Source organism: Streptomyces sp. NPDC044002, from assembly GCF_056434525.1.
In genome coordinates this window covers 25,437-47,775 of the sequence record NZ_JBWKEZ010000060.1, presented here as the reverse complement: position 1 = coordinate 47,775, position 22,339 = coordinate 25,437, and the positions used below count along the sequence as shown (strand labels likewise).

Genomic DNA, 22,339 nt, shown 5'->3' with positions numbered 1-22,339 from the left:
AAACCCCGCACTGGCCCCGCAGGGGGATCGTCAGCTTAGGCGAGGGAACCCCCAAACAGGACAGGAACCACCCCAGTTGGCACCCCGGGGGCGTCCCCGCCCCCCCCGCCCCCCCCCCCGCCCCCTTCCTACGACACCTCTCGTACGATGGGAGTCCGAGGGGGAATCCCCAGCCCGGCCGAACGAGTGGAGCAGGACATGACGGAACGCGACACGGCCCGCGCCCTCGCCCACCCCGAGTCGTGCGAGATCCGGCTGGAGGGCGTCCTGCACGCCCTCTCGGACCCGATGCGGCTGTCCATCGTCCGCGAACTCGCCTCCACGGACGCCGAACTGGCCTGCTCCGACTTCGTCCTGCCGGTCACCAAGTCCACGACCACCCACCACTTCCGGGTGCTGCGCGAGAGCGGCGTCGTACGCCAGACCTACCGCGGCACGGCCAAGATGAACGGCCTGCGCCGCGAGGACCTCCAGACCCGCTTCCCGGGCCTCCTGGACAGCATCCTGACGGCCGCCACCGCCGAGGAGGACCGGGCAGAGGACGATTCCACCGGGGACGCTTCCTAGGCGCCGCCCGGCCCCGCCGCCGCGCGGAGGCCCGCCCAGTCGGGGATCTTCACCGAGCGGCGGCCCAGGGAGTGCCCCAGGGCCTCCTCGGCCGCCTCGATGGACAGCCAGCCCGGCCACTCCACCGGACGCAGGCCCGCCGCCCGCAGGGCCTCCAGCGGGTCCCCGGGGAGGTCGCGCCGGGCCAGTGCGCCCGCGTCCTGGAGCAGCGAGGACACCGTCTCCTTCGCGCACGGCCGGTTGGTGCCGATCACCCCGGTCGGGCCGCGCTTGATCCAGCCCGCCACGTACTCGCCCACCGAGGCCCGGCCGTCGCGCACCACCCGGCCCGCCGCGTGCGGCACGGTTCCGGTGGCCGCGTCGAAGGGCAGGCCGGGCAGCGGCACGCCCAGGTAGCCCACCGAGCGCAGCACCAGCTCGGCCTCGACGTCCTCGTACGTGCCCGTCCCGGTCACCCCGCCCCGGCCGTCCGGGGCCGTCCGCTCGAAGCGGAGCCCGCGGACCCGGCCGTCGGGCCCGCCCAGCACCTCCACCGGCCGCAGGTAGAAGCGCAGCCGGATGTCCCGGGCCGCCTCCGCGCCGCCGCCGTCCGGGCCGGCCTCGGACCAGCCCCGCAGCACGTCGAGGTTGCGCCGGACCGCCGCGGGCAGCGCCGCCGCCGCGCCCTGGCCGTCGTACGCAGGGTCGAGGGCCAGCTCGGCGGGCTCCACCCGGGTGCCGACCCCGGGCAGCGTGCCCAGTTCGCGGAGCTCCTTGGTGGTGAACTTGGCCTGGGAGGGGCCGCGCCGGGCCACCATCGACACCGTCCGCACCCCGCTGTCCGCCAGCACGCCCAGCGCGGGCTGGGGCATGTCGGTCGGCTCCAGCTCGGGCACGCCCCGGGCGAGGATCCGCGTCACGTCCACCGCCACGTTGCCGGCGCCGACCACCACCGCCGAGCGGACCCCGCCCAGGTCGAAGGGGCCGGCGTCCGGGTGGCCGCTGTACCAGGACACGAAGGCCGTCGCGGAGTGCACCCCGGCCAGGTCCTCGCCGGGGATGCCGAGCGTCCGGTCGCGGGCGGCGCCCACGCAGTACACCACCGCGTGGTACAGCTCCAGCAGCCGCGCGGTCGTCAGGCCCTCGCCGCCGACCTCCACGTCGCCGAGGAAGCGGATCCGCTCGTCCTCCAGGACCGACCGCAGATTTCCGGTCAGCGATTTGATCTTCTCGTGGTCGGGGGCCACCCCGTACCGGACGAGGCCGTAGGGGGCCGGCAGCCGGTCCAGCACGTCGACCCGGACGCCCGGCACCTCCCGCTGCTGGACCAGCGTCTGGGCGGCGTAGACCCCGCTGGGGCCCGAACCGACGACGGCGACACGAAGCACGGCGGTACTCCTCCCGCAGGTGCTCCCAGGATGCCACCGGCCCCCGGACCCGTCAGCCCATCGCGCGCATCCGTTCGATCTCGGCGCTCTGGGTGGCCACGACCTCGTTCGCCATCTCCTCCACGGCGACGTTGTTGCCCTGGGCGAGGGCCTCGCCGGCCATCTTCAGCGCCCCCTGGTGGTGGGCGGTCATCAGCCGCAGGAACAGCCGGTCGAAGTCGGCGCCCTTGGCCGCGGTCAGCTCCGCCAGCTGCTGTTCGGTCGCCATGCCGGGCATCGCGGCGTGGTCGTGGCCGCCGGAGTCACCGCCCGGCGCCGGGTAGCGGGAGAGCCACTTCTCCATGGCGCCGATCTCGGGCCCCTGCGCGGCCGAGATCCGTTCCGCGAGCCGTTTCACCCCGTCCGCCGAGGCCCGGCCGGGGGCGAGGGCGCTCATCGCGAGGGCCTGCCGGTGGTGCTCGACCATGTGCCGCACGTACGCGTGGTCGGCCGCGTTGGGGCTGTCGTCGGGGCGTTCCTTCGCGGCCTGTTCGGGGGTGAGGGTGCGGGCCGGGCCGCCCGGTTTCCCGGGGGCGACGACCACCGGTGAGCCGTCGCCCGCCGCCCGGGAGCCCGCGTCGCCGCCCTGGCATCCGGTGGCGGTGAGGAGGAGGCCGGCGGTCAGCGCCGCCCCCAGGAATCGGCCGAGTAATGCGTTTGCCATGTCCATGAAAAGCACGATACTGCCGGGGTCCAGGTTCCGTTCCCAGGAGGAACGAAACGTACGGGCCCCCACGGGAGGCACAGTGACCTCGCACCGCAGTGTCAGAGCGCGCCACCGGAGTCTGGGGGCGGCCCTGGCCGCCGCCGGACTCCTCACCACGCTCCTGGCCACCGCCGGACCGGCGGCAGCCACCCCCGACCCGGGCGACTTGACCCCGGGCCCCGGATCCCGGCAGAACTCCGCCCCCGCACAGGACCGCGAACTCGCCCCCGGGGAGATCCCCGGCAAGGACGAGATCGTGCACAGCGCCAACATCAAACCCCTGGCCAACATCCCCAGCGCCAACCCGGCCGGGATCAACTCGGACCTGGCGTTCCAGGGCGACTACGCCTACGCCGGCAGCTACGACGGCTTCACCATCTACGACATCGCCAACCCCAAGTCGCCCAAGGTCGTCACCCAGGTCCTGTGCCCGGGCGGCCAGAACGACATCTCGGTCTCCGGCGACCTGCTCTTCCTCTCCACCGACTCCTCCCGCAGCGACGACTCCTGCAACAGCGTCTCGCAGCCCGCGACGGAGAAGTCCTCGTGGGAGGGCATCAAGATCTTCGACATCAAGGACAAGAAGAACCCCAAGTACATCAAGTCCGTCGAGACCGCCTGCGGATCCCACACCCACACCCTGGTGCCCGGCGGCCGCGACATCTACCTCTACGTCTCCTCGTACTCGCCCAACGAGGCCTTCCCGGACTGCAAGCCGCCGCACGACGGCATCTCCGTGGTCAAGGTCCCCAAGAAGGCCCCGACCCAGGCGTCCGTCGTCGGCTTCCCGGTGCTCTTCCCGGACGGCGGCAACCCGGGCGCGCCGACCAACCCGGGCGTCTCCAAGACCACCGGCTGCCACGACATCACCGTGCTGCCGTCCAAGAACCTGGCCGCCGGTGCCTGCATGGGCGACGGCATCCTCTTCGACATCAGCAAGCCGGAGCAGCCGAGGGTCATCGACCGCGTCCAGGACAACGTCAACTTCGCGTTCTGGCACTCGGCGACCTTCAACGAGCGCGCCAACAAGGTGGTGTTCACCGACGAACTCGGCGGCGGTGGCGGCGCCACCTGCAACGAGGCCACCGGACCCAACCGGGGCGCCGACGGGATCTACGACATCACCGGCCGGGGCGACCAGCGCAAACTGGTCTTCAAGGGCTACTTCAAGATCCCGCGCCACCAGGCCGACACCGAGAACTGCGTGGCCCACAACGGCTCGCTGATCCCGGTCGGCGGCGGCCGCGACATCATGGTCCAGGCCTGGTACCAGGGCGGCGTCTCGGTCTGGGACTTCACCGACTCCGCGGCCCCCAAGGAGATCGGCTACTTCGAGCGCGGCCCGCTGAGCACCGACCAGCTGGGCCTCGGCGGCTCGTGGTCGGCGTACTACTACAACGGGCACATCTACTCGAACGACATCGTCAAGGGCCTCGACGTGCTGAGGCTCGACGACTGGCGCACCGAGGGCGCCAAGTGGGTGCGGCTGGACCGGCTCAACGTGCAGAGCCAGCCCGAGTACCACTGACGGCCGTCACCCCGCACAAGGAGGAAACGTTCCGCCGGGCGGCCCCCCGTCCGGCGGAACACCCAGCTCCCAGTCCAGCCCGTACCGCTGGAACAGCTCCGCCCGCAGTCGGGACGCGGGCATCGGCGCCCCCGGCAGCAGCACCGCGACCACCGCCCCCATCAGCAGCGCCCGCAGCAGCGGGTAGTCGGTGTCCACGTCCGCCGAGCCGTACGCGGCGACGGCCCCCCGCAGCAGCTCCGCCAGGCGCTGCTGCTCCGGACACCGGATGAACCCCTCCGCCTGGAGGATGCCCGCCATGTGCGTGCGCATCAGCCGGGGCTGGTCCCGGGCCAGCCCGAGGATCGCGTCGATCGCCCGGGCCAGCAGCTCCCGCCCGTCGTCGGTGCGGGGCCCGCGCTCCAGGGCCGCCTCCAGCGTCAGGTGCATCAGCCGGTGCACGGCGGACTGGAGCAGCTGCCGCTTGCCGGGGAAGTAGTACGAGACCAGGCCGCGCGCCGCGCCCGCCCGGTCGGCGATGTCGCCGAGCTTCGTCGCCTCGTACCCGCGCTCGGCCACCAGTTCGACCGTAGCCTGCAGCAGCCGCTCCCGGGAACGTCTGCGCAATTCTTCATTGACCGACGGGCTGCGCGGGACCATGCTTACTCCTGCGTTGACTGGCTCCGAGCCAATATACTCAGCGCGCGGGACCGTCTGCTCGGGGCGACGCGGGGGATCGCCCCGGGCAGGCGTGCCGGAACGCCGCGAGCGACACCACGGCCACGCCCAGCAGCCAGCCCGCGAGCACGTCCGTGAACCAGTGGACGCCCAGGTAGAGCCGGGTGAAGCCGACCCCGAGCACCGAAACGGCCGCCACCGCCCAGGCCGCGGCCACCGCGCCCGCCGACGCCTTCGCGGGCAGCAGCCACAGCAGCAGCCCGCACACCACCGTGGCCGTCATCGCGTGGCCCGAGGGGTACGCCGCGAAGTGGGCCGTCGCGACCGGATCCGGCCACTCCGGGCGGGCCCGGCCGGTCAGCGCCTTCAGCCCCTGCTGCACCGCCGCGGACGCCAGCACCGCCGCCCCCACCCGCACCGCCCGCGAGCGGTCCCCGCGCCGCCAGAGCCACAGGCAGGCGAGGGCGGCCAGGGCGCGCATCGTCCACGGGTCCCAGACCCAGTCGGAGAGGACCCGCATGGTGTGGGTGACCCCGCCATGGGTGACGGCGTACGCGTGCAGGTCCCGCGCGAGCCGGTCGTCGTACGAGATCAAGGGCTGCCGGCCCGCCACCACCAGCCCGGTCAGCACGGCCGCGAGCAGCGCGCAGCCCGCCCCAACCCTCGAAAGCCACGTGTTCCGCATGCCCTTGATCCTGTCAGCACGCGGGCCGCGCGTTTCAGGCCAGTGCGCTCAGACCCGGTACGAAGGCCACCAGCAGCGGAACGGCCGGAACCAGCGCGGCCAGCGCCGCCAGCCTCAGCCGGCGCGCCGGCGACAGGCGCGGCGGGGCCGACAGCAGCCGCCGCACCCGCTGCGGGACGTGCGCCTCCTCGGGCCCGCACGGGCCGAACACGCCCCGGTCCTCGTTCAGTCCGACCAGGGCCAGGGCGACGGTCAGCCGCCCATAGCGCCGCGAGGCCACGTCGTCGGCCGCCAGCTCCACCAGCCGGTGCATCTCCGCCTCGAACGCCGCGAACACCGGCACCTGCCCGAACCCCTGGGCCAGCGCCCGCGAGCAGTGCAGCAGCCAGTCGTGCCGGGCCGCCACGTGCCCCTGCTCGTGCGCGAGCACCGCATCGAGCTGGCTGCCCTTGAGCCGGCCGAGCGCCGCCGTGGTCACCACCAGCCGCGGCGCCGTCCCGGGCTGCCACCAGGCCTCCGGACGCGGACCCTCCAGCACCACCAGACGCGCCGCGGCCGGGTCCTCGCCGGGCAGCAGCGGTGCCCGGACCAGGAGTTCGGCCCCCCGGGCGCGTCGCCGGGCCCGCGCCCGCAGCACCTCCCGCGCCAGCATCGCCCCGGTCCACAGCCCCCCGAAGGCCAGCGCCAGCGCCGTACCGGCGGCCCAGGCGCCGCCCTCCGCGCCCAGTGCGTAGGCGTCGACCACCCCGTGCGGGGCCGCGGCGAACAGCCGGCCCCGTACCGCCTGCCAGGCCGCGGCCGCGCTCAGCAGCATCGACAGCGCCAGGCACAGCAGGGTCGCGGCCACCACGCACTGCCACACCCACAGCGCGACCACCGGTTCGCGTTCGGGCCACTGGGCCCGGGCCAGCAGGCGGGGCGCGAGCACCGCGGTCAGTGCGCCGAGCAGCAGGAGAGCGGCGGGGACCATCATGTCCGCCAGCCTATGAGCGCGGCCCCGCCCACCGGTACGGGCTCGGGGCATTGGTGACGCAGGACACGTCACCCCCGTGCCCCGACACCCGCACCAGGGGCCTCACATGGCCAGCAGCATCGCCAACATCCCCGTCCCCATGGCCAGTCGGCAGGCCCGGATCAGCTCCCCGGCCCCGCCCGGCACCCCTGCGGGGACCGAGGCCACCGGCTGCGGCGCACCGCCCGCCGTCACCAGCCGGGCCCCGCCCAGCAGCACGTACCCGGCGTAGTAGAGGAGCAGCGCCCCCGTCACCGCGGGCAGCCCCGCCCGGCCGTGCCCGTGCCCGGCAGTCATCGCCAGGGCCATGTACGCCATCGCCAGCGAGCCGATCAGGTGGTGCGCGTGGTGCACCCCGCTGCGCACCAGCCACAGCGCGTGCAGCGCCGCCCCGCAGAAGACGGCCAGCAGCACCGGCGGGCCCCACGGGCCGACGTCCGCCGGCAGGGCCATCGCCGCCATCCCGAAGCCCATCACCGCCTCGCCGGCGGCCGCCCCGCGCGTGCTCCGGTCCGCTCTGCGCGCCCGCAGCAGGCAGTACCCGCCGCTCGCCGCGCACAGCGCCACGAGCATCCAGGCCAGGGTGAGGGGCATCGCGGATCCGTGCACGGCGCAGCCTCCCGGTTCGTCGGCGTCAGCAGAAGGGATTCCCTGCTCACGCCGCCCTCACGCCGACCCGGGTTAGGCTCTGCTTGCCGTACCGGGCATGTCATATGCCGCCGCGATTGAACGGAGCCCCCGATGCCGACCGCCCAGCCCGCCGCCGCCCTGAGCTTCCGCAGCGCCGTGGAGGCGGACGTACCGGACCTGGTGGCCCTCGTCGAGTCGGCCTACCGCGGCGACGCCAGCCGGGCCGGCTGGACCACGGAGGCCGACTTCCTGGACGGGCAGCGCACCGACCCGGAGGGCGTGGGCGCGATCATCGCCGACCCGGACGGCATCCTGCTGGTGGTGGAGCGCGCGGGTGAGCTCGTCGCCTGCTGCCAGCTCGAACACCGCGGGGACCACGCCTACTTCGGCATGTTCGCCGTGCGCCCCGGGCTCCAGGGCGCCGGCCTCGGCAAGGAGGTCCTGGCGGAGGCCGAGCGCCGGGCCCGCGAGACCTGGGGCGCCAAGCAGATGCGGATGACCGTGGTGAACGTCCGGGAGGAGCTCATCGCCTACTACGTGCGCCGCGGCTACGAGCGCACGGGCGAGCTGAGCCCCTTCCCCTACGGCGACGAGCGCTTCGGCGTGCCGCTCCGCGACGACCTGGCCTTCGAGCTGCTCGTCAAGGCGCTGTAGTACGCCTATGCGGTGAAGCGGCCGGTGCTGCGGATCTCCGGGAAGTCGGTGGCCGCGCCGTCCAATTGCAGGGCCCGCGCCAGCCGCAGCCGGTCCAGGGTGTTGACCGTCCGGCCCGTCACCCGCAGCCCCGCCGCGTGGGCGGCCTCCACCGTCTCCAGGGTGAGGCGGCGGATGTCCAGGGCCACGGTGCGGGCGCCCGCCGCCAGCGCCAGGTCCACGAGGTCCTCGGCGGCCGCGCCGGGCCGCTCCGGGTGCAGGGCCGTCCGGACGCCGGGGGCGTGCCGGGCGACCGCCGCGAGCACCTCGCCGTCACCGGAGGCCACCTCCACCCGGGCGGCCAGGTCGCGGCGCACGATCAGCTCCGCGAGCGCGGTGGCCGCGGCCCGGTCCTGCACCGACACCTGGAGCGGGACCCGGACGGCGTCCAGGACCTCCTCCAGGACCGGGACCCGCTCGCCCTGGCCGGCGTCCAGTCCGCGCAGCTCGGCGAGGGTCAGGTCGGCGACGGCGCCGGTGCCGTCGGTGGTGCGGTCGACCTCGGCGTCGTGCAGTACGACCAGGGCGCCGTCCTTGCTGAGGCGCACGTCCAGCGCGATGACGTCCATCCCGCAGCGTTCCGCGCGGACGAACGAGCGCAGGGTGTTCTCCGGCTCGACACCCATGACCCCGCGGTGACCGATGGTGAGGAAAGTCAAGGTTCTCTCGCTTCCGTCGAGGGCGGCTCCCCGCGCGGTCGCGGTGTCCCGACCGGCCGCGCGCGGTGAGGACGCATGCTAGTGCGCCCCGCCCGCGATGGGACCGGTCGTGCAAGGGCCCGCGGAAGCCCTCCGGCCGCTTCCCGCCAGGGGTGCGCGGCGCCCGGCGGGCCCGGGGTGCCGTATCGCGTCACCCCTGCGTGGGCGCGTCCCCGCAGGCTTGACGCAGCGCCGTTCCGGGCGGGCGGCTCTCCGGCTCAGGCGGTGGTTCCGGCGGTCGGCTCTCCGGCTCCGGAGGCGTCCCGGGCGGGCGGCTTCCCGGCTCCGGAGGCGTCCCGCGTGGCCCGCTCCCCGGCTCCGGGGGCCGCGCCGGCGGCCCGTGCCGCGGCCTCGCGGAGGTCGTCGAGGAGGGCCCCGGCCAGGTCCAGCTCGGCCAGGTGCTGCCGTTCGCTCCAGCGCAGCGCGAGCACCGGGAAGGCCCACTCCGGTACGTCCGCCGCGTGCTCCATGGCCTCCCGTACGGCGGCCAGCTCGCCCCGGGTCCGCTCCACGTGCTCCTCGACCATCGCGCGCAGCCGTTCCGGCTCGGCCAGGTGCCCCAGCCAGATCCGCAGCAGCAGCCCGTGCTTGAGCACCGGAGGCCCGGCGTCCGCGGTGTCGGAGGCCCAGCCGGCCAGGGCCTCGCGGCCCGCCTCCGTGATGGCGTAGCGGCGCTTGGCGCGGACCTCCTCGGGCCCCGAGCGCGCGGAGGCCGCGTAGCCCAGTTCCTCCAGGCGGCGCAGTTCGGCGTAGATCTGGCTGATCGCGGGCGACCAGTAGAAGAAGCGCAGGGAGGAGTCCGCCCACTTCTTCAGCTCGTAGCCGGTGCGCTCACCGGGGAACGACAGCAGGCCGAGCACGGCCCACGCGGTCGGCGGGAGCTCTTGCTTCTTCGAGGTCTGACTACTAGTCATATTTCTAATCGAAGTAAGACCGGGCACGGGACGCATCCCTGGAGGCATCGTGAAATTCTCCGTGATCTTCGAGGCTCAGCTGGCCGATCCGACCGTGGAACGGGAACACCAGGTCATCCGGGACTGCGTCGAGCAGGCGGTCCTCGCCGAACGCATGGGATTCGACCGGATCTGGGCCGTCGAGCACCACTCCTTGAAGTGGTACGCACACATGAGTGCCCCGGAGGTCTTCCTGACCTGGATCGCGGCCCGGACGCACACGATACGCATCGGCCACGGCGTCGTGTGCATGCCCTTCAACTTCAACCACCCGGTACGCGTGGCGGAACGGGCGGCGATGCTCGACCTGCTCTCCGGCGGGCGGCTCGACCTGGGTGCCGGGCGCGGCGGCACCGAGCAGGAGACCTCACTGTGCGGGGTGGACCGGGAGCGCACCACCGCCGAGGTGGAGGAGGCGCTGCGGATCATCGGGAAGGCCTGGCAGGAGGAGGAGCTGGAGTACCACGGCGAGCTGCTGGACATCGGCCCGCACCCGATCCTGCCGCGCCCGGCCCAGCGGCCCCATCCGCCGCTGTTCTTGGCGTGCAGCCGGGGCGAGACCCTGGTGCAGGCCGCCGAACTGGGCGTCGGGGCCCTGGTGATGGGCTTCGCCGGGCCGGAGTCCATCGCGGGGATGCGGGCCGTGTACGACGCCGCGATCGCGGCCCGTGACGGCGGCCGGTTCGTCTCCACGGCCGTCAACGACCACTTCTCGGTGCTCTGCCCGACCATCGTGCTCGACGACCCCGAGGAGGCGCGCCGGATCGGCGTCCGGGGGCAGCGGTTCTTCGCGCAGTCCATCGGGCACTGGTACGGGGGCGCCGGCGTCCCGGACGAGGCGGTGGTGGCCGGCGCCGACGAGGCGGCGGACATGCGCCGGGCCGCAGAGCAGGTGGTGGCCCGGCTGCACGAGCTGGACATCCCGGTGCGGCCGGCCTCCACGGCCACCTTCAACGCCGACCACGCCTACGGCAGCGCGGACGAGGCCATCGCGTACGTGGAGCGGCTGCGGGCGGCCGGCGCGGACGAGGTGATGTGCCTGGTGCAGATGGGAACGGTGCCGCAGGAGGCCTGTCTGGAGACCCTGCGGCAGTGGGGGGAGAAGGTCATCCCGCACTTCCGGGGGGAGCGGGGCGGTGCGGACCCCGCCTGAGTGGGGGAGTCCCCCCTTTCTTTTCGCCGGGCCGCCGGTGGAGGCCGAACGGGTCAACTACTAGGCGGAGTGGTGGATTCCACCGTGAGTTACGGGAAGACTTCCGGTGGAGTGGGGGGTCCCACAGGATAATTTCCTTAGTTTCCTCTTGAGCGGGGGAGCCTCGCATGCATACGCTGTCTTAACGCGAGGTTCTCCTGTGGAGGAAGTGACATGACGGAAACTCTTGTGCCGGGCTCCGGCGGTGCCGTGATAACCGCTGGCGCGCGGGTGGTCGACCACCCCGCCTGGCCCGTGCTCAAGGCCGCCGTGGAGGAGATCCGCCCCTGGCAGGCCAAGGACGGATCGATCGACTTCGACGCCGAGGGCGCCCCCGCCCGCGCCGAGGTCGAAGCCGCCGTGGAGCGGGTCGCCGGCGCCGTCGAGGAGCTGTCCCCGCTGCTGCCGCACGCCACCGCGTACCACGCCGCGCTCGTCGCCGACCTGCGCAAGTGGGTCTCCGAGGGCTTCGGCGTGCCGGACTTCCTGGACTCCCTGCTGGCCTTCCACCCGGCCGCCCAGCGCGCCGACGGCCTCCAGCACCTCGTGGTCTTCCCGATGTACACGCAGAACGGCAACCCGGACCGCAACTTCGAGGCCGTCGTCCTGAAGATGGTGTGGCCCGAGTGGCTCTCCGAGCTGGAGCGCACCCGGTACGACAACCCGCTCTTCCTCGGCATCACCCTCGAGGACTTCACCCCGGGCTACGACACCCACTCCGCCGTGCTCTTCCCGGAGACCATCGCCGTGCGCGAGGCCCCCGAGCGCTTCACCTGGGGCGGCATCTTCTGCGACCGCGAGGCCGCCCGCTACCGCAAGGTCACCGGCGCCGCCGTGGACATCCTGGGCATCGAGCTGCCCGAGGACATCGCCCGCATGGTCGAGGACCAGGAGCGCTGCGAGAAGGCCTTCGTCCTGTGGGACATGGTCCACGACCGCACCCACAGCCACGGCGACCTGCCGTTCGACCCCTTCATGATCAAGCAGCGCCAGCCGTTTTGGATGTACGGCCTGGAGGAGCTGCGCTGCGACCTCACCGCCTTCAAGGAGGCCGTGAAGCTGGAGTCCGAGGGCAACGAGCACGGCCGTGACGTGCAGTACGCCGTCCTCTTCGACCGGATGTTCCGCTTCCCGGTCTCCGGCGACCGCAACCGCAACTACGACGGCCTCGGCGGCCAGCTGCTCTTCGCGTACCTCCACAAGCACGACGTCGTGCGCTGGACGGACAACAAGCTGAAGATCGACTGGATGCGCGCCCCGCAGGTCACCAACCAGCTGTGCGCCGACATCGAGGACCTCTACCGCGCGGGCATCGACCGCCCGAAGCTGGTCCACTGGTTCAAGGCCTACGAGCTGGTCTCCACCTACCTCGCCCCGCACCCGGGCTCCAAGTGGGCCAAGGGCCCCGACGCCCTGGACCTGACGCAGCCGCCGCGCAAGCTCGTGGACGACGTGCTTCCCGACGAGTTTCCCCTCAGCATGTTCTACGAGGCCCTCGCCAAGAAGCTCAAGGGTGTGATCGCCTCCACCAAGGGCATCACCCCGGCGAACGCGGACGACGCCGAGCGGGCCGCCGCGTGAGCGACCGCGTCGACGCACAGGAGGCTGTACGGATGAACGGCAATGGGACGCTCCACGGAGCCGTCGTGGCGGTGGCCGGGGCCGGCGGCCCCGCCGGCCGGGCCGCGCTGATGCGCCTCGCCGAGGCGGGGGCCACGGTCGTGGCCTCCGACGCCGACCCGGCGCGCCTGGCGGAGGCCGTGGACGCCGCCCGCTACGCCCATGGAGGCGCCACCGTCACCGGTGACACCGTCGACCTGCTCGACCTGGAGGCCACCAAGGCCTGGGCCGAGCGCACCGAGAAGGAGTTCGGCCGGGTCGACGGCCTCGTCCACCTGGTCGGCGGCTGGCGCGGCAGCAAGACCTTCACCGACGTGGACCTCGCGGACTGGGACTTCCTGGAGAAGCTCCTGATCCGCACCGTCCAGCACACCTCGCTGGCCTTCCACGACGGGCTGCTGCGCAGCGACCGCGGACGCTACGTGCTGATCAGCCAGTCCGGCGCCCACAAGCCGGTCGCCAACAACGCCGCGTACAACGCCGGCAAGGCGGCCGCCGAGGCCTGGACCCTGGCCATGGCGGACTCCTTCCGCAAGGCCGGGGGAGAGGACGGGCCGCAGGCCGCAGCTGCGATCCTGGTGATCAAGGCACTGGTGCACGACGCGATGCGCGCCGAGCGTCCCAATGCGAAGTTCGCGGGCTTCACCGACGTCAAGGAGCTGGCCGAGGCCATCGCCGGCGTCTGGGAGCGGCCCGCCTCCGAAGTGAACGGACAGCGTCTGTGGCTCACTCCGCAACCGTGAAGACCGATGCCCGCCGCCACCACGATCCGGCGGTCCGCGGTTTCGCGAGCGACAACTACGCGGGGGTGCATCCGGAGATCCTGGAGGCCATCGCGCTCGCCAACGGCGGCCACCAGGTCGCCTACGGCGAGGACGAGTACACCGAACACCTGCAGAAGGTCATCCGCAGCCACTTCGGCCCGTACGCCGAGGCCTTCCCGGTCTTCAACGGCACCGGCGCGAACGTCACCGCCCTCCAGGCGATGACCGACCGCTGGGGCGCCGTGATCTGCGCCAAGACCGCCCACATCAACGTGGACGAGGGCGGCGCCCCGGAGCGGATGGCCGGCCTCAAGCTGCTCGCCGTGCCCACCCCGGACGGCAAGCTCACCCCCGAGCTGATCGACCAGGAGGCCTGGGGCTTCGAGGACGAGCACCGGGCGATGCCCCAGGTCGTCTCGATCACCCAGAACACCGAGCTCGGTACGGTCTACACCCCGGACGAGATCAGGGCGATCTGTGAGCACGCCCACGGCCTCGGCATGAAGGTGCACCTCGACGGTGCCCGGATAGCCAACGCCGCGGCCTCGCTCGACGTGCCGATGCGCACCTTCACCAACACGGTGGGCGTCGACGTGCTGTCGTACGGCGGCACCAAGAACGGCATGATGTTCGGCGAGGCCGTGGTCGTGGTGAACCCGGACGCCGTCCGGATGATGAAGCACGTCCGCAAGATGTCGATGCAGCTCGCCTCCAAGATGCGCTTCGTGTCGGTGCAGCTGGAGGCCCTGCTCGCGAAGGACCTGTGGCTGCGCAACGCCCGCCAGGCCAACGCGATGGCGCAGCGGCTCGCGGCCGGTGTGCGCGAGACCGACGGGGTGGAGATCCTCTACCCGGTGCAGGCCAACGCCGTCTTCGCGAAGCTGCCGCACGAGGTGTCGCGCCGGCTCCAGCAGCGGTACCGCTTCTACTTCTGGGACGAGGCCGCCGGCCACGTCCGCTGGATGTGCGGCTACGACACCCAGGAGGAGGACGTGGACGGCTTCCTCCAGGCGCTCAAGGAGGAGCTGGCCCGCTAGCCACTCTCTCCCGCAGAACTGAATAAATATGCCTCCGACCGTAAATCTATTGATCTACGGTCGGAGGCATGCCTATGCTCCCGCCCATGCAGCTCATCCAGCAGAACCCTGACATCCATGCTTACCTGGCCTCCGACGAGGCCATTGACCACTGGCACCCCCTGGTGCAGGAGACCGCCGACGCGCTCTGGTCTGCCACCGAGGATGCATACTCATACGCCAAGGCGGCTTTCGAATTCGTCCGGGACACCATCCCGCACTCGGCCGATTCCGGCGACATGCGCGTCTCCTGGCGAGCCTCCGACGTGCTCGCCACCCGCAACGGCATCTGCTACGCCAAGTCCCACGCCCTCGCCGCCCTGCTGCGCGCCCAGGGCATCCCGGCGGCCCTCTGCTACCAGCGCCTGACGGAGGACGACGGCACCGCTCCGGCCGTCCACGGGCTCGTCGCCGTCCGGCTGCCCGGCGCCGGGGCCTGGTCCCGGATCGACCCGCGCGGCAACAAGCCCGGCATCGACGCCCGGTTCAGCCTCGACCGGGAGCAGCTCGCCTTCCCGGTCCGCCCCGAGCTCGGCGAGACCGACTACCCCGAGCTCCACGCCGCCCCGCACCCCGCCGCGCTCAAGGCGCTCCAGGAGTCCGCGGACCGGCCGGAGCTGTGGCGGAACCTTCCGACGGCTCTGTGACCCCCTCGGCGGGTACGGGCTTCCGCCCCGCCACCAGCGCGTGCAGCGCGGCAGCCGCGAGCTGCAGCACGGCGATCCCGAGCAGCAGCGTCCACGGCGGCGCTCCGGCGGCCAGCCCCACCAGGGCGGCGCCGGTCGAAGCCGCCGTGATCTTCAGCCCCGCCCCCAGCGTGAACACCTGCGGCCGCACCGCCGCCGGGGCGTTCTCCGAGCGGATCCGCAGCGTGGCCGTCAGCAGCGGCCCGTCGCAGTAGCCGGCCACCGCGAACGCCGCCGCCGTCAGGGCCACCGACGGCGTGAACGCCGCCGCCGCGAGGGCCGCCCCGGTCCCCGTCATGCCCCAGCGGGCCAGCCGGCCCGGCGCCACGCCCGTCATCCGGCCCAGCGTCAGGGCCCCGGCCAGCGCACCCGCCGCGAAGGCCGTCATCAGCACCCCGCCCGCGCCCGGACTGCCGAGCCCGGTCGCCAGCAGCACCGAGGTGGTGGTCAGCGACCCGATGCCGACGAAGGCCAGGGTGGTCGCCGAGGTGATGGCCCTCAGCTCCCGGACCCGCCACAGGGCGGCCAGCCCCGCCCCCAGCCCGGCGCGGGGCCCGTCCGGTGAGGAGGAGCCCGCGCCCGTGCCCGCGTCCGCGTACGGCAGGGTCGCCGCCAGCAGCGCCGCCAGGGCCGCCGAAGCCGCCAGCACCGCCATCGCGGGCCCGGCCGAGAGCACCGCCCCGACCACGCTGACCGCCGCCGGGGCCGTCACCGCCGCCGCGTTGTAGGTGGAGGCGTCCCAGCCGTACGCGCGGTCCCGCGCGGGGCCCGCCGGCAGCAGCCCCGCGACCAGGCTGGAGAGCCCGCCGGTCACCACCGGCCCGCAGGTCCCGCCCAGCACCGCCACCGCGAGCACCGCGGGCACCGGGGCCCGGCCCAGCAGCAGCGACAGCGCCGCCACCGCTGCCGTGAACCCCGCCAGCGCGCCCGCGTAGAACAGCCGGGGCCGCCGGGCCCGGGCCGCGGCGGTACCCGCCAGCGGCGCGGCCAGCACGTGCGGCGCCAGCCAGGCGGTCAGCACGAACGCCCCGTGGGCCGCGCTGCCGGTGCGCTCCACGGCCAGCAGCACCACCGCCATGCCCATGCCCTCGGACGCGAAGCGCGCGGCCAGCGCCGCCGCCAGGTACCGCCCGAACCCGCCCATCTGCGAACCCCCTCCGCGTTCGGTAACGTGTTAAGCGAAAAAGACGTTACGTCAGGCGAGTGCAGGATGAAAGGATCCGTGCATGGCGGACCGGCGGGACCCGAGCGGTGGATTCGCGGCGGCCCGGAGGCTGATCGAGCTCGCGGAGGCGGTCCGCACGGACCCCGGGCTGCCGCGCGCCGCCCTGGCGGAACTGCTCGCGCGGCACGGGGAGCGCCCGGAGGAACTCGCCCCGGAGGTCTTCACGGAAGCGGAGGCGGACGAACTGCGCGCCGCGGTCCGGCGCATGGCCGAGGTCCTCGCCGAGACCGACGAGGACCGCGCGGCCGGAGCCCTCAACGCCCTGCTGGAGGAGTGCGCCACCCGGCCCCGGCTGACCCGGCACGACGGGCACCCCTGGCACCTGCACGTGGACCGGGGCGACGGGGCGGACTGGGGGGAGTGGTTCCTCGCCTCCGGCGCCCTCGTCCTGGCCCAGCTGCTCACCGAGTACGGGCGCCTCGCCTGGGGCGCCTGCGCCGCGGCCGGCTGCGGCCGGCTCTTCCTCGCCACCGGCCCCGGCAGTGCCCGCCGCTACTGCACCCCCGCGTGCGCCACCCGCGCCAGGGTCGCCGCCCACCGGCGCCGCAGGCGCGACGGCACGCTGCCGGATCCGGCGGACGCCCCGGCGGGCGGGGCGGTGGAAGGGACGGCCGGGCCGTAGGCCGGGGTCAGTTGGCCTCGCGCTCCTTGACCTGTGCGGCCGTCGGGGCGGTGCCGCCGAGGTGGGCCGGGAGCCACCAGGAGTCCGCGGAGCCCTGCGGCTTCGCCGGGTAGGCGCTCTGCGCCGCCTCCAGCAGCTCCTGCACGCGCTCGCGCAGGCGGCGGGTGATGGCGCCCGCGAACTGGTCCTTCGGCGCCTCGATCGGCTCGCCGACGCGCATCGTCACCGGGATGTGGCTGCGCTTCAGGTCCTTCGGGCGGCCCTTGGTCCACAGCCGCTGCGTGCCCCACAGGGCCACCGGGATCAGCGGGACGCCGGCCTCCTGGGCCATGCGCGCCGCACCCGACTTGAAGCTCTTGAGGGTGAAGGACTGGGAGATCGTCGCCTCCGGGAACACCCCGATGATCTCGCCGGAGCGCAGCGAGTCCAGCGCGTGCTGGTACGCGGTCTCGCCCTGCTGGCGGTCCACCGGGATGTGCTTCATCGCGCGCATCAGCGGGCCCGAGACCTTGTGCCGGAACACCGACTCCTTGGCCATGAAGCGGACCAGGCGCTTCTGCGGGCGCGCGGTCAGGCCGGCGAAGATGAAGTCGAGGTAGCCGATGTGGTTCGACACCAGGACCGCCCCGCCCTTGCGCGGGATGTTCTCGGTCCCCTTCATGTCGATCCGGATGTCCAGCGCACGGAAGAGGGTGTGCGCGGCACCGATCACCGGGGGGTATACGAGCTCAGCCATGATGGGGAGACCCCGCTTTCTGCCTGGGGAGGTGCTCCCGGCCGGAAGTTACGGCAGCGTAGGTACGCGGCCATGGGGATCGTGCCCCAAACGCGGCCCGCTGGCCAGCCCAGACGCCCGCGCCGGGCGAGATTCTCGTCACGCGGGGAATGCCGGGCGCCGGACGGGTGCTCGGACCAGGGTACGTACATGCGAACAGGGCGGACGGGAGCGGGTGTGCGCGGGCACGGAGAAGGAACGCCGGTGAAGGGCGGGCAGGGGCCCCTCGGCGCCGCCGAGCTGGGCCGGGAGCCGGGGGAGCGGGCCAGCCTGGTCCAGTTCTCCACCGCCTTCTGCCAGCCCTGCCGGGCCACCCGCAGGATCCTCGCCGAAGTCGCCGAAATGGTGGACGGCGTGGAGCACATCGAAATCGACGCCGAGCGCAACCTCGAACTCGTGCGCGCCCTCGGCATCGAGAAGACCCCCACCGTCCTCGTCCTGGACGCCGCCGGGCGCGTCGTCCGGCGCGCGGCCGGGCTGCCCCGCAAGGCGGACGTGATCGCCGCACTGGGGGCCGCGGTGTGACGGACGCGCCGGTGCGCGCGCCCGCACGCAGCGTGACGCGCCTGACATCTGCCCGCTGCGGCTTGACTGTGCGCGCGTGAGATCGCCAGGCTGGCGGCATGCGGTATGAACTCCTGCTTTACGGGCGGCTCCACGTGGACCTCGTCCGCCATGCGAGCGCGCGCTGTCGGGACTGCTGAAGGCCCCAGTCCAGGCCCCCGGCCCCCGGTCCCCCCAGCACGCCCGCGACCCCGCGGCAGAAGGAAGCATCCCCCATGACGGCCCCCACGGCCCCGCCCGTATCCCTCGGCTCCGCCGACGACCACCTGCCCGGCTCTCCCGAACTGCTCCGCTCCGTCTTCCGGCGGCACGCCGCGGGCGTCGCGGTGATCACCGCCGAGACCGGGGGCCGGCCCGCCGGCTTCACCGCGACCTCGCTCAACTCCGTCTCCGCGGACCCGCCGCTGCTCTCGTTCACCATCGGCACCGGCGCCTCCAGCTGGCCGGCGGTGCGCGACAGCGAGTACCTCGGCGTCCACATACTCGGCGAGCACCAGCGGGAGCTGGCCGGCCTCTTCGCGCGCAGCGGCGCCGACCGCTTCGGGGCACAGACCGACTGGGCCGCCGGCCCGCACGGCGTGCCGCTGCTCGGCGGGGTGCTGGCGTGGATGGTGTGCCGGGTGGTGGCGCGCGTGCCCGCCGGGGCCCATCGGGTGGTCATCGCCGAGGCCGTGGCGGGGGACCCCGCCGGGGAGGGCCGCCCCCTGCTGTACCACCAAGGGCGCTTCAACGCGTTGCGGGACTGAATCGTCCCTGCTGGGGCGGGTTCGGGCGGCGTTGGACAGATCACAGTTCAGCGGCCTTGCAACCGGGGAAGACCCACTGTGTACTGACGAGTAACATTCCCTTCGGAGCGCGGGCCGCCCCGACCGGGACCCGCCCTACAAGGCGCCTATGCTGCCTGCACAAGGCGGTTTCAGAAAAAGACGATGCGGTAGGAGAGCCGGCGTGAGCCTGAGGATCGTTGTCTGTGTGAAGTACGTGCCCGACGCCACCGGTGACCGGCACTTCGCCGATGACCTGACCGTCGACCGCGACGACGTGGACGGTCTGCTGTCGGAGCTCGACGAGTACGCCGTCGAGCAGGCGCTGCAGATCGCCGACGAGGCGGACGAGGCCGAGATCACCGTCCTGACGGTGGGCCCCGAGGACGCCAAGGACGCGCTGCGCAAGGCGCTGTCGATGGGCGCCGACAAGGCCATCCACGTCGAGGACGACGACCTGCACGGCACCGACGTCATCGGTACCTCGCTGGTCCTCGCGAAGGCGATCGAGAAGGCCGGCTACGACCTGGTCATCACGGGCATGGCGTCGACCGACGGCACCATGGGTGTCCTCCCGGCGATCCTGGCCGAGCGCCTGGGCGTCCCGCAGGTCACCCTGCTCTCCGAGGTCAAGGTCGAGGACGGCACCGTCACGGGCCGCCGCGACGGCGACTCCGCGAGCGAGCAGCTGGAGGCCTCCCTCCCGGCCGTCGTCTCGGTGACGGACCAGTCGGGCGAGGCCCGCTACCCGTCCTTCAAGGGCATCATGGCCGCCAAGAAGAAGCCGGTGGAGTCCTGGGACCTGTCGGACCTGGACCTGGAGGCCGAAGAGGTCGGCCTCGAGGGCGCCTACACCGCGGTCGACTCCGCGGCCCAGCGTCCGGCCCGCACCGCCGGCACGATCGTCAAGGACGAGGGCGAGGGCGGCAAGCAGCTGGCCGAGTTCCTGGCCGGCCAGAAGTTCATCTAAGAACTTCGGTCACCCCTCTCAAGCCCCCAGACACTTCGCAATAGCAGGAGAGCAGTCACATGGCTGAAGTTCTCGTCTACGTCGACCACGTGGACGGTGCCGTCCGCAAGCCCACCCTCGAGCTGCTGACGCTGGCCCGCCGCGTCGGCGAGCCCGTCGCCGTCGCCCTGGGCGCCGGTGCCGAGGCCACCGCCGCCGTGCTCGCCGAGCACGGTGCCGTCAAGGTCCTCACCGCCGACGCCCCCGAGTTCGCCGACTACCTCGTCGTACCGAAGGTGGACGCGCTGCAGGCCGCGTACGACGCCGTCTCCCCGGCCGCCGTGCTCGTCCCGTCCTCCGCCGAGGGCAAGGAGATCGCCGCGCGCCTCGCCGTGCGCATCGGCTCCGGCATCATCACCGACGCCGTCGACCTGGAGGCCGGTGACGAGGGTCCGGTCGCGACCCAGGCTGCCTTCGCCGCGTCGTTCACCACCAAGTCCCGCGTGTCCAAGGGCACCCCGGTCATCACCGTGAAGCCGAACTCGGCCCCGGTCGAGGCCGCCCCGGCCGCCGGCGCCGTCGAGGCGCTCGCCGTCACCTTCGGCGCCCTGGCCACCGGCACCAAGGTCGTCTCCCGCACCCCGCGCGAGTCGACCGGCCGTCCGGAGCTGACCGAGGCCGCGATCGTGGTCTCCGGCGGCCGCGGCGTCAACGGCGCCGAGAACTTCGCGATCATCGAGGCGCTCGCGGACTCCCTCGGTGCCGCCGTCGGCGCCTCGCGCGCCGCCGTCGACGCCGGCTGGTACCCGCACTCCAACCAGGTCGGCCAGACCGGCAAGTCGGTCTCCCCGCAGCTGTACATCGCCTCCGGCATCTCCGGCGCGATCCAGCACCGGGCCGGCATGCAGACCTCGAAGACCATCGTGGCCATCAACAAGGACGCCGAGGCCCCGATCTTCGACCTGGTCGACTACGGCGTGGTCGGAGACCTCTTCGAGGTCGTCCCGCAGCTGACGGGCGAGATCAAGGCGCGCAAGGGCTGACACCGGGGCTGACCCGGGCGCCCGGTCCCTGACCTGCGCATCTCTTGGCCTACGGGGCCGTGTGGTGATTGTCACCGCACGGCCCCGAGTCGTTTGTCCCAGGCGGTGGAGGGACCATTGACTGAGCGGAACCCCGTGGCTAAATTCTGCTATGCGGATCTAAGCTTCCGTGAAGCGGAAAAGAGGAGAGTGCACGATGGGTCAGCAGGAGAAGGTGGCGACGAGCCTCGCAGGCGCGGTCAGCGAGGGCATCAGCGCCTCCCTGGCGCCGGTGGACGCGGAACTCGCGCGCCACTACCCGGGCGACCCCGGCACCCGCCAGCCCATCCACACCGTCTACGTCCCCGGTGACGTCTTCGCCGCCGACACCATCCGCTCCTGGGGCGACCAGGCCCTCGCGGCCATGGACGAGCACGCCCCCGACGCCGCCACCTTCGCCAAGGTACTCGGCATCTCCGACGAGCTGGCCGTACCGGTCTACGACCGCGTCCGCGCCAAGCTCGCCACCGAGCCCATCGAGGACCTCCGCGTCGACTTCGAGGACGGCTTCGGCGTCCGCTCCGACGAGGAGGAGGACCAGGCCGCGGCCCGCGCCGCCCGCCTGATCTCCGAGGCCTACTCCAACGGCACCAACGCCCCCTACATGGGCATCCGCATGAAGTGCATGGAGTCCAACGTCCGCGACCGCGGCATCCGCACCACCGACGTCTTCCTCTCCGGCCTGCTTGCCCACGGCGGCCTCCCGGACAACCTGGTCCTGACCCTGCCCAAGGTCACCTACGCCGAGCAGGTCACCGCCTTCGTGCAGCTGCTGGAGGCCTTCGAGTCGGCCCGCGGCCTGCGCACCGGCCGGATCGGCTTCGAGATCCAGATCGAGACCAGCCAGTCCATCCTGGCCTCCGACGGCACCGCCACCGTGGCCCGGATGATCGAGGCCTCCAAGGGCCGCGCCACCGGCCTGCACTACGGCACCTTCGACTACAGCGCCTGCGTAGGCGTCTCCGCCGCCTACCAGGCCAGCGACCACCCCGCCGCCGACCACGCGAAGGCGATCATGCAGGTCGCCGCGGCCGGCACCGGCGTACGCGTCTCCGACGGCTCGACCAACGTGCTGCCCATCGGCACCACCGAGAAGGTCCACGAGGGCTGGAAGCTGCACTACGGCCTCACCCGCCGCGCCCTGGCCCGCGCCTACTACCAGGGCTGGGACATGCACCCGGCGCACCTGCCGACCCGCTACGCGGCCGTCTTCACCTTCTACCGCGAGGGCCTGGAGGCCGCCGCCGCCCGCCTGAAGGCCTACGTCGCCAAGATCGAGGGCGACGTCATGGACGAGCCCGCCACCGCCAAGGCCCTGGCCGGCTACCTGGTCCGCGGCCTCGACTGCGGCGCGGTCGGCACCGACGAGGTCACCGCCCTCACCGGCCTGACCCGTGCCGAACTCGACGCCTTCGCCATCCCGCGCCGCTCGGCCACCCTGACGGCCACCGCCTGATCCCCAGGCCCCCGCACGGCCCGGCCCGG

Annotated in this window: 24 protein-coding genes; 14 read left to right on the top strand and 10 right to left on the bottom strand. The window is 73.0% G+C overall.

The annotated features are described in order from the left end of the window. Positions 1-198: 198 nt before the first annotated feature. The gene (locus tag AC07A6_RS32700; protein ID WP_478779537.1) at positions 199-567 is read left to right on the top strand and encodes an ArsR/SmtB family transcription factor; all 369 of its coding nucleotides are present in this window, start codon (positions 199-201) and stop codon (positions 565-567) included. Here AC07A6_RS32700 and AC07A6_RS32695 read toward each other — a convergent pair. Beyond that, positions 564-1,934 (bottom strand): FAD-dependent oxidoreductase, encoded by a 1,371-nt coding sequence (locus AC07A6_RS32695; protein ID WP_478779536.1) that lies wholly within the window; start codon positions 1,932-1,934, stop codon positions 564-566. The two genes, AC07A6_RS32700 and AC07A6_RS32695, sit on opposite strands and share 4 nt — an antisense overlap. A 52-nt stretch (positions 1,935-1,986) precedes the next feature. Beyond that, entirely contained in the window at positions 1,987-2,643 is a 657-nt protein-coding gene (locus AC07A6_RS32690; protein WP_362462490.1) for a DUF305 domain-containing protein, read from the bottom strand. Positions 2,644-2,719: 76 nt separating this feature from the next. On the opposite strand from AC07A6_RS32690, the gene AC07A6_RS32685 reads away from it, so the two are divergent. Continuing rightward, positions 2,720-4,207 carry an LVIVD repeat-containing protein gene (locus AC07A6_RS32685; RefSeq protein ID WP_362462487.1) on the top strand — a complete coding sequence of 496 codons (1,488 nt, stop codon included), beginning with the start codon at positions 2,720-2,722 and terminating at the stop codon, positions 4,205-4,207. Positions 4,208-4,213: 6 nt separating this feature from the next. Here the strand turns inward: AC07A6_RS32685 and AC07A6_RS32680 are convergent, their stop codons facing one another. The 4 genes from AC07A6_RS32680 to AC07A6_RS32665 form a co-directional block, all read right to left on the bottom strand. After that, entirely contained in the window at positions 4,214-4,846 is a 633-nt protein-coding gene (locus AC07A6_RS32680) for a TetR/AcrR family transcriptional regulator (protein ID WP_478779535.1), read from the bottom strand. 37 nt (positions 4,847-4,883) lie between these two features. Beyond that, positions 4,884-5,549, bottom strand: coding sequence for a phosphatase PAP2 family protein (locus AC07A6_RS32675; RefSeq protein ID WP_362462481.1), 666 nt, complete (start codon positions 5,547-5,549; stop codon positions 4,884-4,886). 34 nt (positions 5,550-5,583) lie between these two features. Then, positions 5,584-6,522, bottom strand: coding sequence for a M56 family metallopeptidase (locus AC07A6_RS32670; RefSeq protein ID WP_362462478.1), 939 nt, complete (start codon positions 6,520-6,522; stop codon positions 5,584-5,586). A gap of 102 nt (positions 6,523-6,624) precedes the next feature. Then, positions 6,625-7,170: a DUF5134 domain-containing protein gene (locus AC07A6_RS32665; RefSeq protein ID WP_478779534.1), complete on the bottom strand. Its 546-nt coding sequence runs from the start codon at positions 7,168-7,170 to the stop codon at positions 6,625-6,627. 132 nt (positions 7,171-7,302) lie between these two features. On the opposite strand from AC07A6_RS32665, the gene AC07A6_RS32660 reads away from it, so the two are divergent. Further along, positions 7,303-7,845, top strand: coding sequence for a GNAT family N-acetyltransferase (locus AC07A6_RS32660; RefSeq protein ID WP_362462472.1), 543 nt, complete (start codon positions 7,303-7,305; stop codon positions 7,843-7,845). Positions 7,846-7,850: 5 nt separating this feature from the next. Here AC07A6_RS32660 and AC07A6_RS32655 read toward each other — a convergent pair whose 3' ends face one another. Beyond that, positions 7,851-8,543 carry a glycerophosphodiester phosphodiesterase gene (locus tag AC07A6_RS32655; RefSeq protein ID WP_478779533.1) on the bottom strand — a complete coding sequence of 231 codons (693 nt, stop codon included), beginning with the start codon at positions 8,541-8,543 and terminating at the stop codon, positions 7,851-7,853. A 257-nt stretch (positions 8,544-8,800) separates the two neighbouring features. Beyond that, complete coding sequence (locus AC07A6_RS32650) at positions 8,801-9,496, bottom strand: PadR family transcriptional regulator (RefSeq protein WP_478779532.1); 696 nt, start codon at positions 9,494-9,496, stop codon at positions 8,801-8,803. 49 nt (positions 9,497-9,545) lie between these two features. Here AC07A6_RS32650 and AC07A6_RS32645 point away from each other — a divergent pair, with 49 nt between their 5' ends. From AC07A6_RS32645 to AC07A6_RS32625, 5 genes are all read left to right on the top strand, one after another. After that, entirely contained in the window at positions 9,546-10,688 is a 1,143-nt protein-coding gene (locus AC07A6_RS32645; protein ID WP_478779531.1) for an LLM class flavin-dependent oxidoreductase, read from the top strand. 213 nt (positions 10,689-10,901) lie between these two features. Beyond that, positions 10,902-12,308 carry a DUF6421 family protein gene (locus AC07A6_RS32640; RefSeq protein WP_362462461.1) on the top strand — a complete coding sequence of 469 codons (1,407 nt, stop codon included), beginning with the start codon at positions 10,902-10,904 and terminating at the stop codon, positions 12,306-12,308. A gap of 32 nt (positions 12,309-12,340) precedes the next feature. Next, on the top strand, positions 12,341-13,090 hold the full coding sequence (locus AC07A6_RS32635; protein WP_362462458.1) for an SDR family oxidoreductase: 750 nt from the start codon (positions 12,341-12,343) through the stop codon (positions 13,088-13,090). Next, positions 13,087-14,148 carry a threonine aldolase family protein gene (locus AC07A6_RS32630; protein ID WP_362462455.1) on the top strand — a complete coding sequence of 354 codons (1,062 nt, stop codon included), beginning with the start codon at positions 13,087-13,089 and terminating at the stop codon, positions 14,146-14,148. Before AC07A6_RS32635 ends, AC07A6_RS32630 begins: the two co-directional genes overlap by 4 nt. Positions 14,149-14,234: 86 nt before the next feature. After that, positions 14,235-14,834 carry a transglutaminase-like domain-containing protein gene (locus tag AC07A6_RS32625; RefSeq protein ID WP_362462606.1) on the top strand — a complete coding sequence of 200 codons (600 nt, stop codon included), beginning with the start codon at positions 14,235-14,237 and terminating at the stop codon, positions 14,832-14,834. Here the strand turns inward: AC07A6_RS32625 and AC07A6_RS32620 are convergent. Next, on the bottom strand, positions 14,770-16,017 hold the full coding sequence (locus AC07A6_RS32620) for an MFS transporter (RefSeq protein ID WP_478779530.1): 1,248 nt from the start codon (positions 16,015-16,017) through the stop codon (positions 14,770-14,772). The genes AC07A6_RS32625 and AC07A6_RS32620 overlap by 65 nt on opposite strands. A gap of 82 nt (positions 16,018-16,099) precedes the next feature. Between AC07A6_RS32620 and AC07A6_RS32615 the strand changes: the two genes are divergently transcribed. Further along, the gene (locus tag AC07A6_RS32615) at positions 16,100-16,720 is read left to right on the top strand and encodes a CGNR zinc finger domain-containing protein (RefSeq protein WP_478779529.1); all 621 of its coding nucleotides are present in this window, start codon (positions 16,100-16,102) and stop codon (positions 16,718-16,720) included. Positions 16,721-16,727: 7 nt separating this feature from the next. Here AC07A6_RS32615 and AC07A6_RS32610 read toward each other — a convergent pair whose 3' ends face one another. Continuing rightward, the gene (locus AC07A6_RS32610) at positions 16,728-17,456 is read right to left on the bottom strand and encodes a lysophospholipid acyltransferase family protein (protein WP_125814484.1); all 729 of its coding nucleotides are present in this window, start codon (positions 17,454-17,456) and stop codon (positions 16,728-16,730) included. 243 nt (positions 17,457-17,699) lie between these two features. On the opposite strand from AC07A6_RS32610, the gene AC07A6_RS32605 reads away from it, so the two are divergent. The 5 genes from AC07A6_RS32605 to AC07A6_RS32585 all read left to right on the top strand — a co-directional run bounded on the left by AC07A6_RS32605 (position 17,700) and on the right by AC07A6_RS32585 (position 22,310). Next, positions 17,700-18,020, top strand: a complete 321-nt coding sequence (locus AC07A6_RS32605; protein ID WP_362462446.1) for a thioredoxin family protein — start codon at positions 17,700-17,702, stop codon at positions 18,018-18,020. Positions 18,021-18,274: 254 nt separating this feature from the next. Continuing rightward, positions 18,275-18,805, top strand: coding sequence for a flavin reductase family protein (locus AC07A6_RS32600; protein WP_478779528.1), 531 nt, complete (start codon positions 18,275-18,277; stop codon positions 18,803-18,805). A 202-nt stretch (positions 18,806-19,007) separates the two neighbouring features. Next, on the top strand, positions 19,008-19,793 hold the full coding sequence (locus AC07A6_RS32595) for an electron transfer flavoprotein subunit beta/FixA family protein (RefSeq protein WP_007262570.1): 786 nt from the start codon (positions 19,008-19,010) through the stop codon (positions 19,791-19,793). Between the two features lie 59 nt (positions 19,794-19,852). Further along, entirely contained in the window at positions 19,853-20,815 is a 963-nt protein-coding gene (locus tag AC07A6_RS32590; RefSeq protein WP_362462441.1) for an electron transfer flavoprotein subunit alpha/FixB family protein, read from the top strand. 196 nt (positions 20,816-21,011) lie between these two features. Next, positions 21,012-22,310, top strand: coding sequence for a DUF6986 family protein (locus AC07A6_RS32585; protein WP_362462439.1), 1,299 nt, complete (start codon positions 21,012-21,014; stop codon positions 22,308-22,310). Positions 22,311-22,339: the final 29 nt, after the last annotated feature.

Bases quoted from the DNA above. Each gene is read 5' to 3' on its own strand.
- AC07A6_RS32700 (WP_478779537.1), top strand. From the start codon at position 199: ATGACGGAACGCGACACGGCCCGCGCCCTCGCCCACCCCGAGTCGTGC.
- AC07A6_RS32690 (WP_362462490.1), bottom strand. From the start codon at position 2,643: ATGGACATGGCAAACGCATTACTCGGCCGATTCCTGGGGGCGGCGCTG.
- AC07A6_RS32680 (WP_478779535.1), bottom strand. From the start codon at position 4,846: ATGGTCCCGCGCAGCCCGTCGGTCAATGAAGAATTGCGCAGACGTTCC.
- AC07A6_RS32675 (WP_362462481.1), bottom strand. From the start codon at position 5,549: ATGCGGAACACGTGGCTTTCGAGGGTTGGGGCGGGCTGCGCGCTGCTC.
- AC07A6_RS32670 (WP_362462478.1), bottom strand. From the start codon at position 6,522: ATGATGGTCCCCGCCGCTCTCCTGCTGCTCGGCGCACTGACCGCGGTG.
- AC07A6_RS32660 (WP_362462472.1), top strand. From the start codon at position 7,303: ATGCCGACCGCCCAGCCCGCCGCCGCCCTGAGCTTCCGCAGCGCCGTG.
- AC07A6_RS32650 (WP_478779532.1), bottom strand. From the start codon at position 9,496: ATGACTAGTAGTCAGACCTCGAAGAAGCAAGAGCTCCCGCCGACCGCG.
- AC07A6_RS32640 (WP_362462461.1), top strand. From the start codon at position 10,902: ATGACGGAAACTCTTGTGCCGGGCTCCGGCGGTGCCGTGATAACCGCT.
- AC07A6_RS32635 (WP_362462458.1), top strand. From the start codon at position 12,341: ATGAACGGCAATGGGACGCTCCACGGAGCCGTCGTGGCGGTGGCCGGG.
- AC07A6_RS32625 (WP_362462606.1), top strand. From the start codon at position 14,235: ATGCAGCTCATCCAGCAGAACCCTGACATCCATGCTTACCTGGCCTCC.
- AC07A6_RS32620 (WP_478779530.1), bottom strand. From the start codon at position 16,017: ATGGGCGGGTTCGGGCGGTACCTGGCGGCGGCGCTGGCCGCGCGCTTC.
- AC07A6_RS32615 (WP_478779529.1), top strand. From the start codon at position 16,100: ATGGCGGACCGGCGGGACCCGAGCGGTGGATTCGCGGCGGCCCGGAGG.
- AC07A6_RS32610 (WP_125814484.1), bottom strand. From the start codon at position 17,456: ATGGCTGAGCTCGTATACCCCCCGGTGATCGGTGCCGCGCACACCCTC.
- AC07A6_RS32600 (WP_478779528.1), top strand. From the start codon at position 18,275: ATGACGGCCCCCACGGCCCCGCCCGTATCCCTCGGCTCCGCCGACGAC.
- AC07A6_RS32590 (WP_362462441.1), top strand. From the start codon at position 19,853: ATGGCTGAAGTTCTCGTCTACGTCGACCACGTGGACGGTGCCGTCCGC.
- AC07A6_RS32585 (WP_362462439.1), top strand. From the start codon at position 21,012: ATGGGTCAGCAGGAGAAGGTGGCGACGAGCCTCGCAGGCGCGGTCAGC.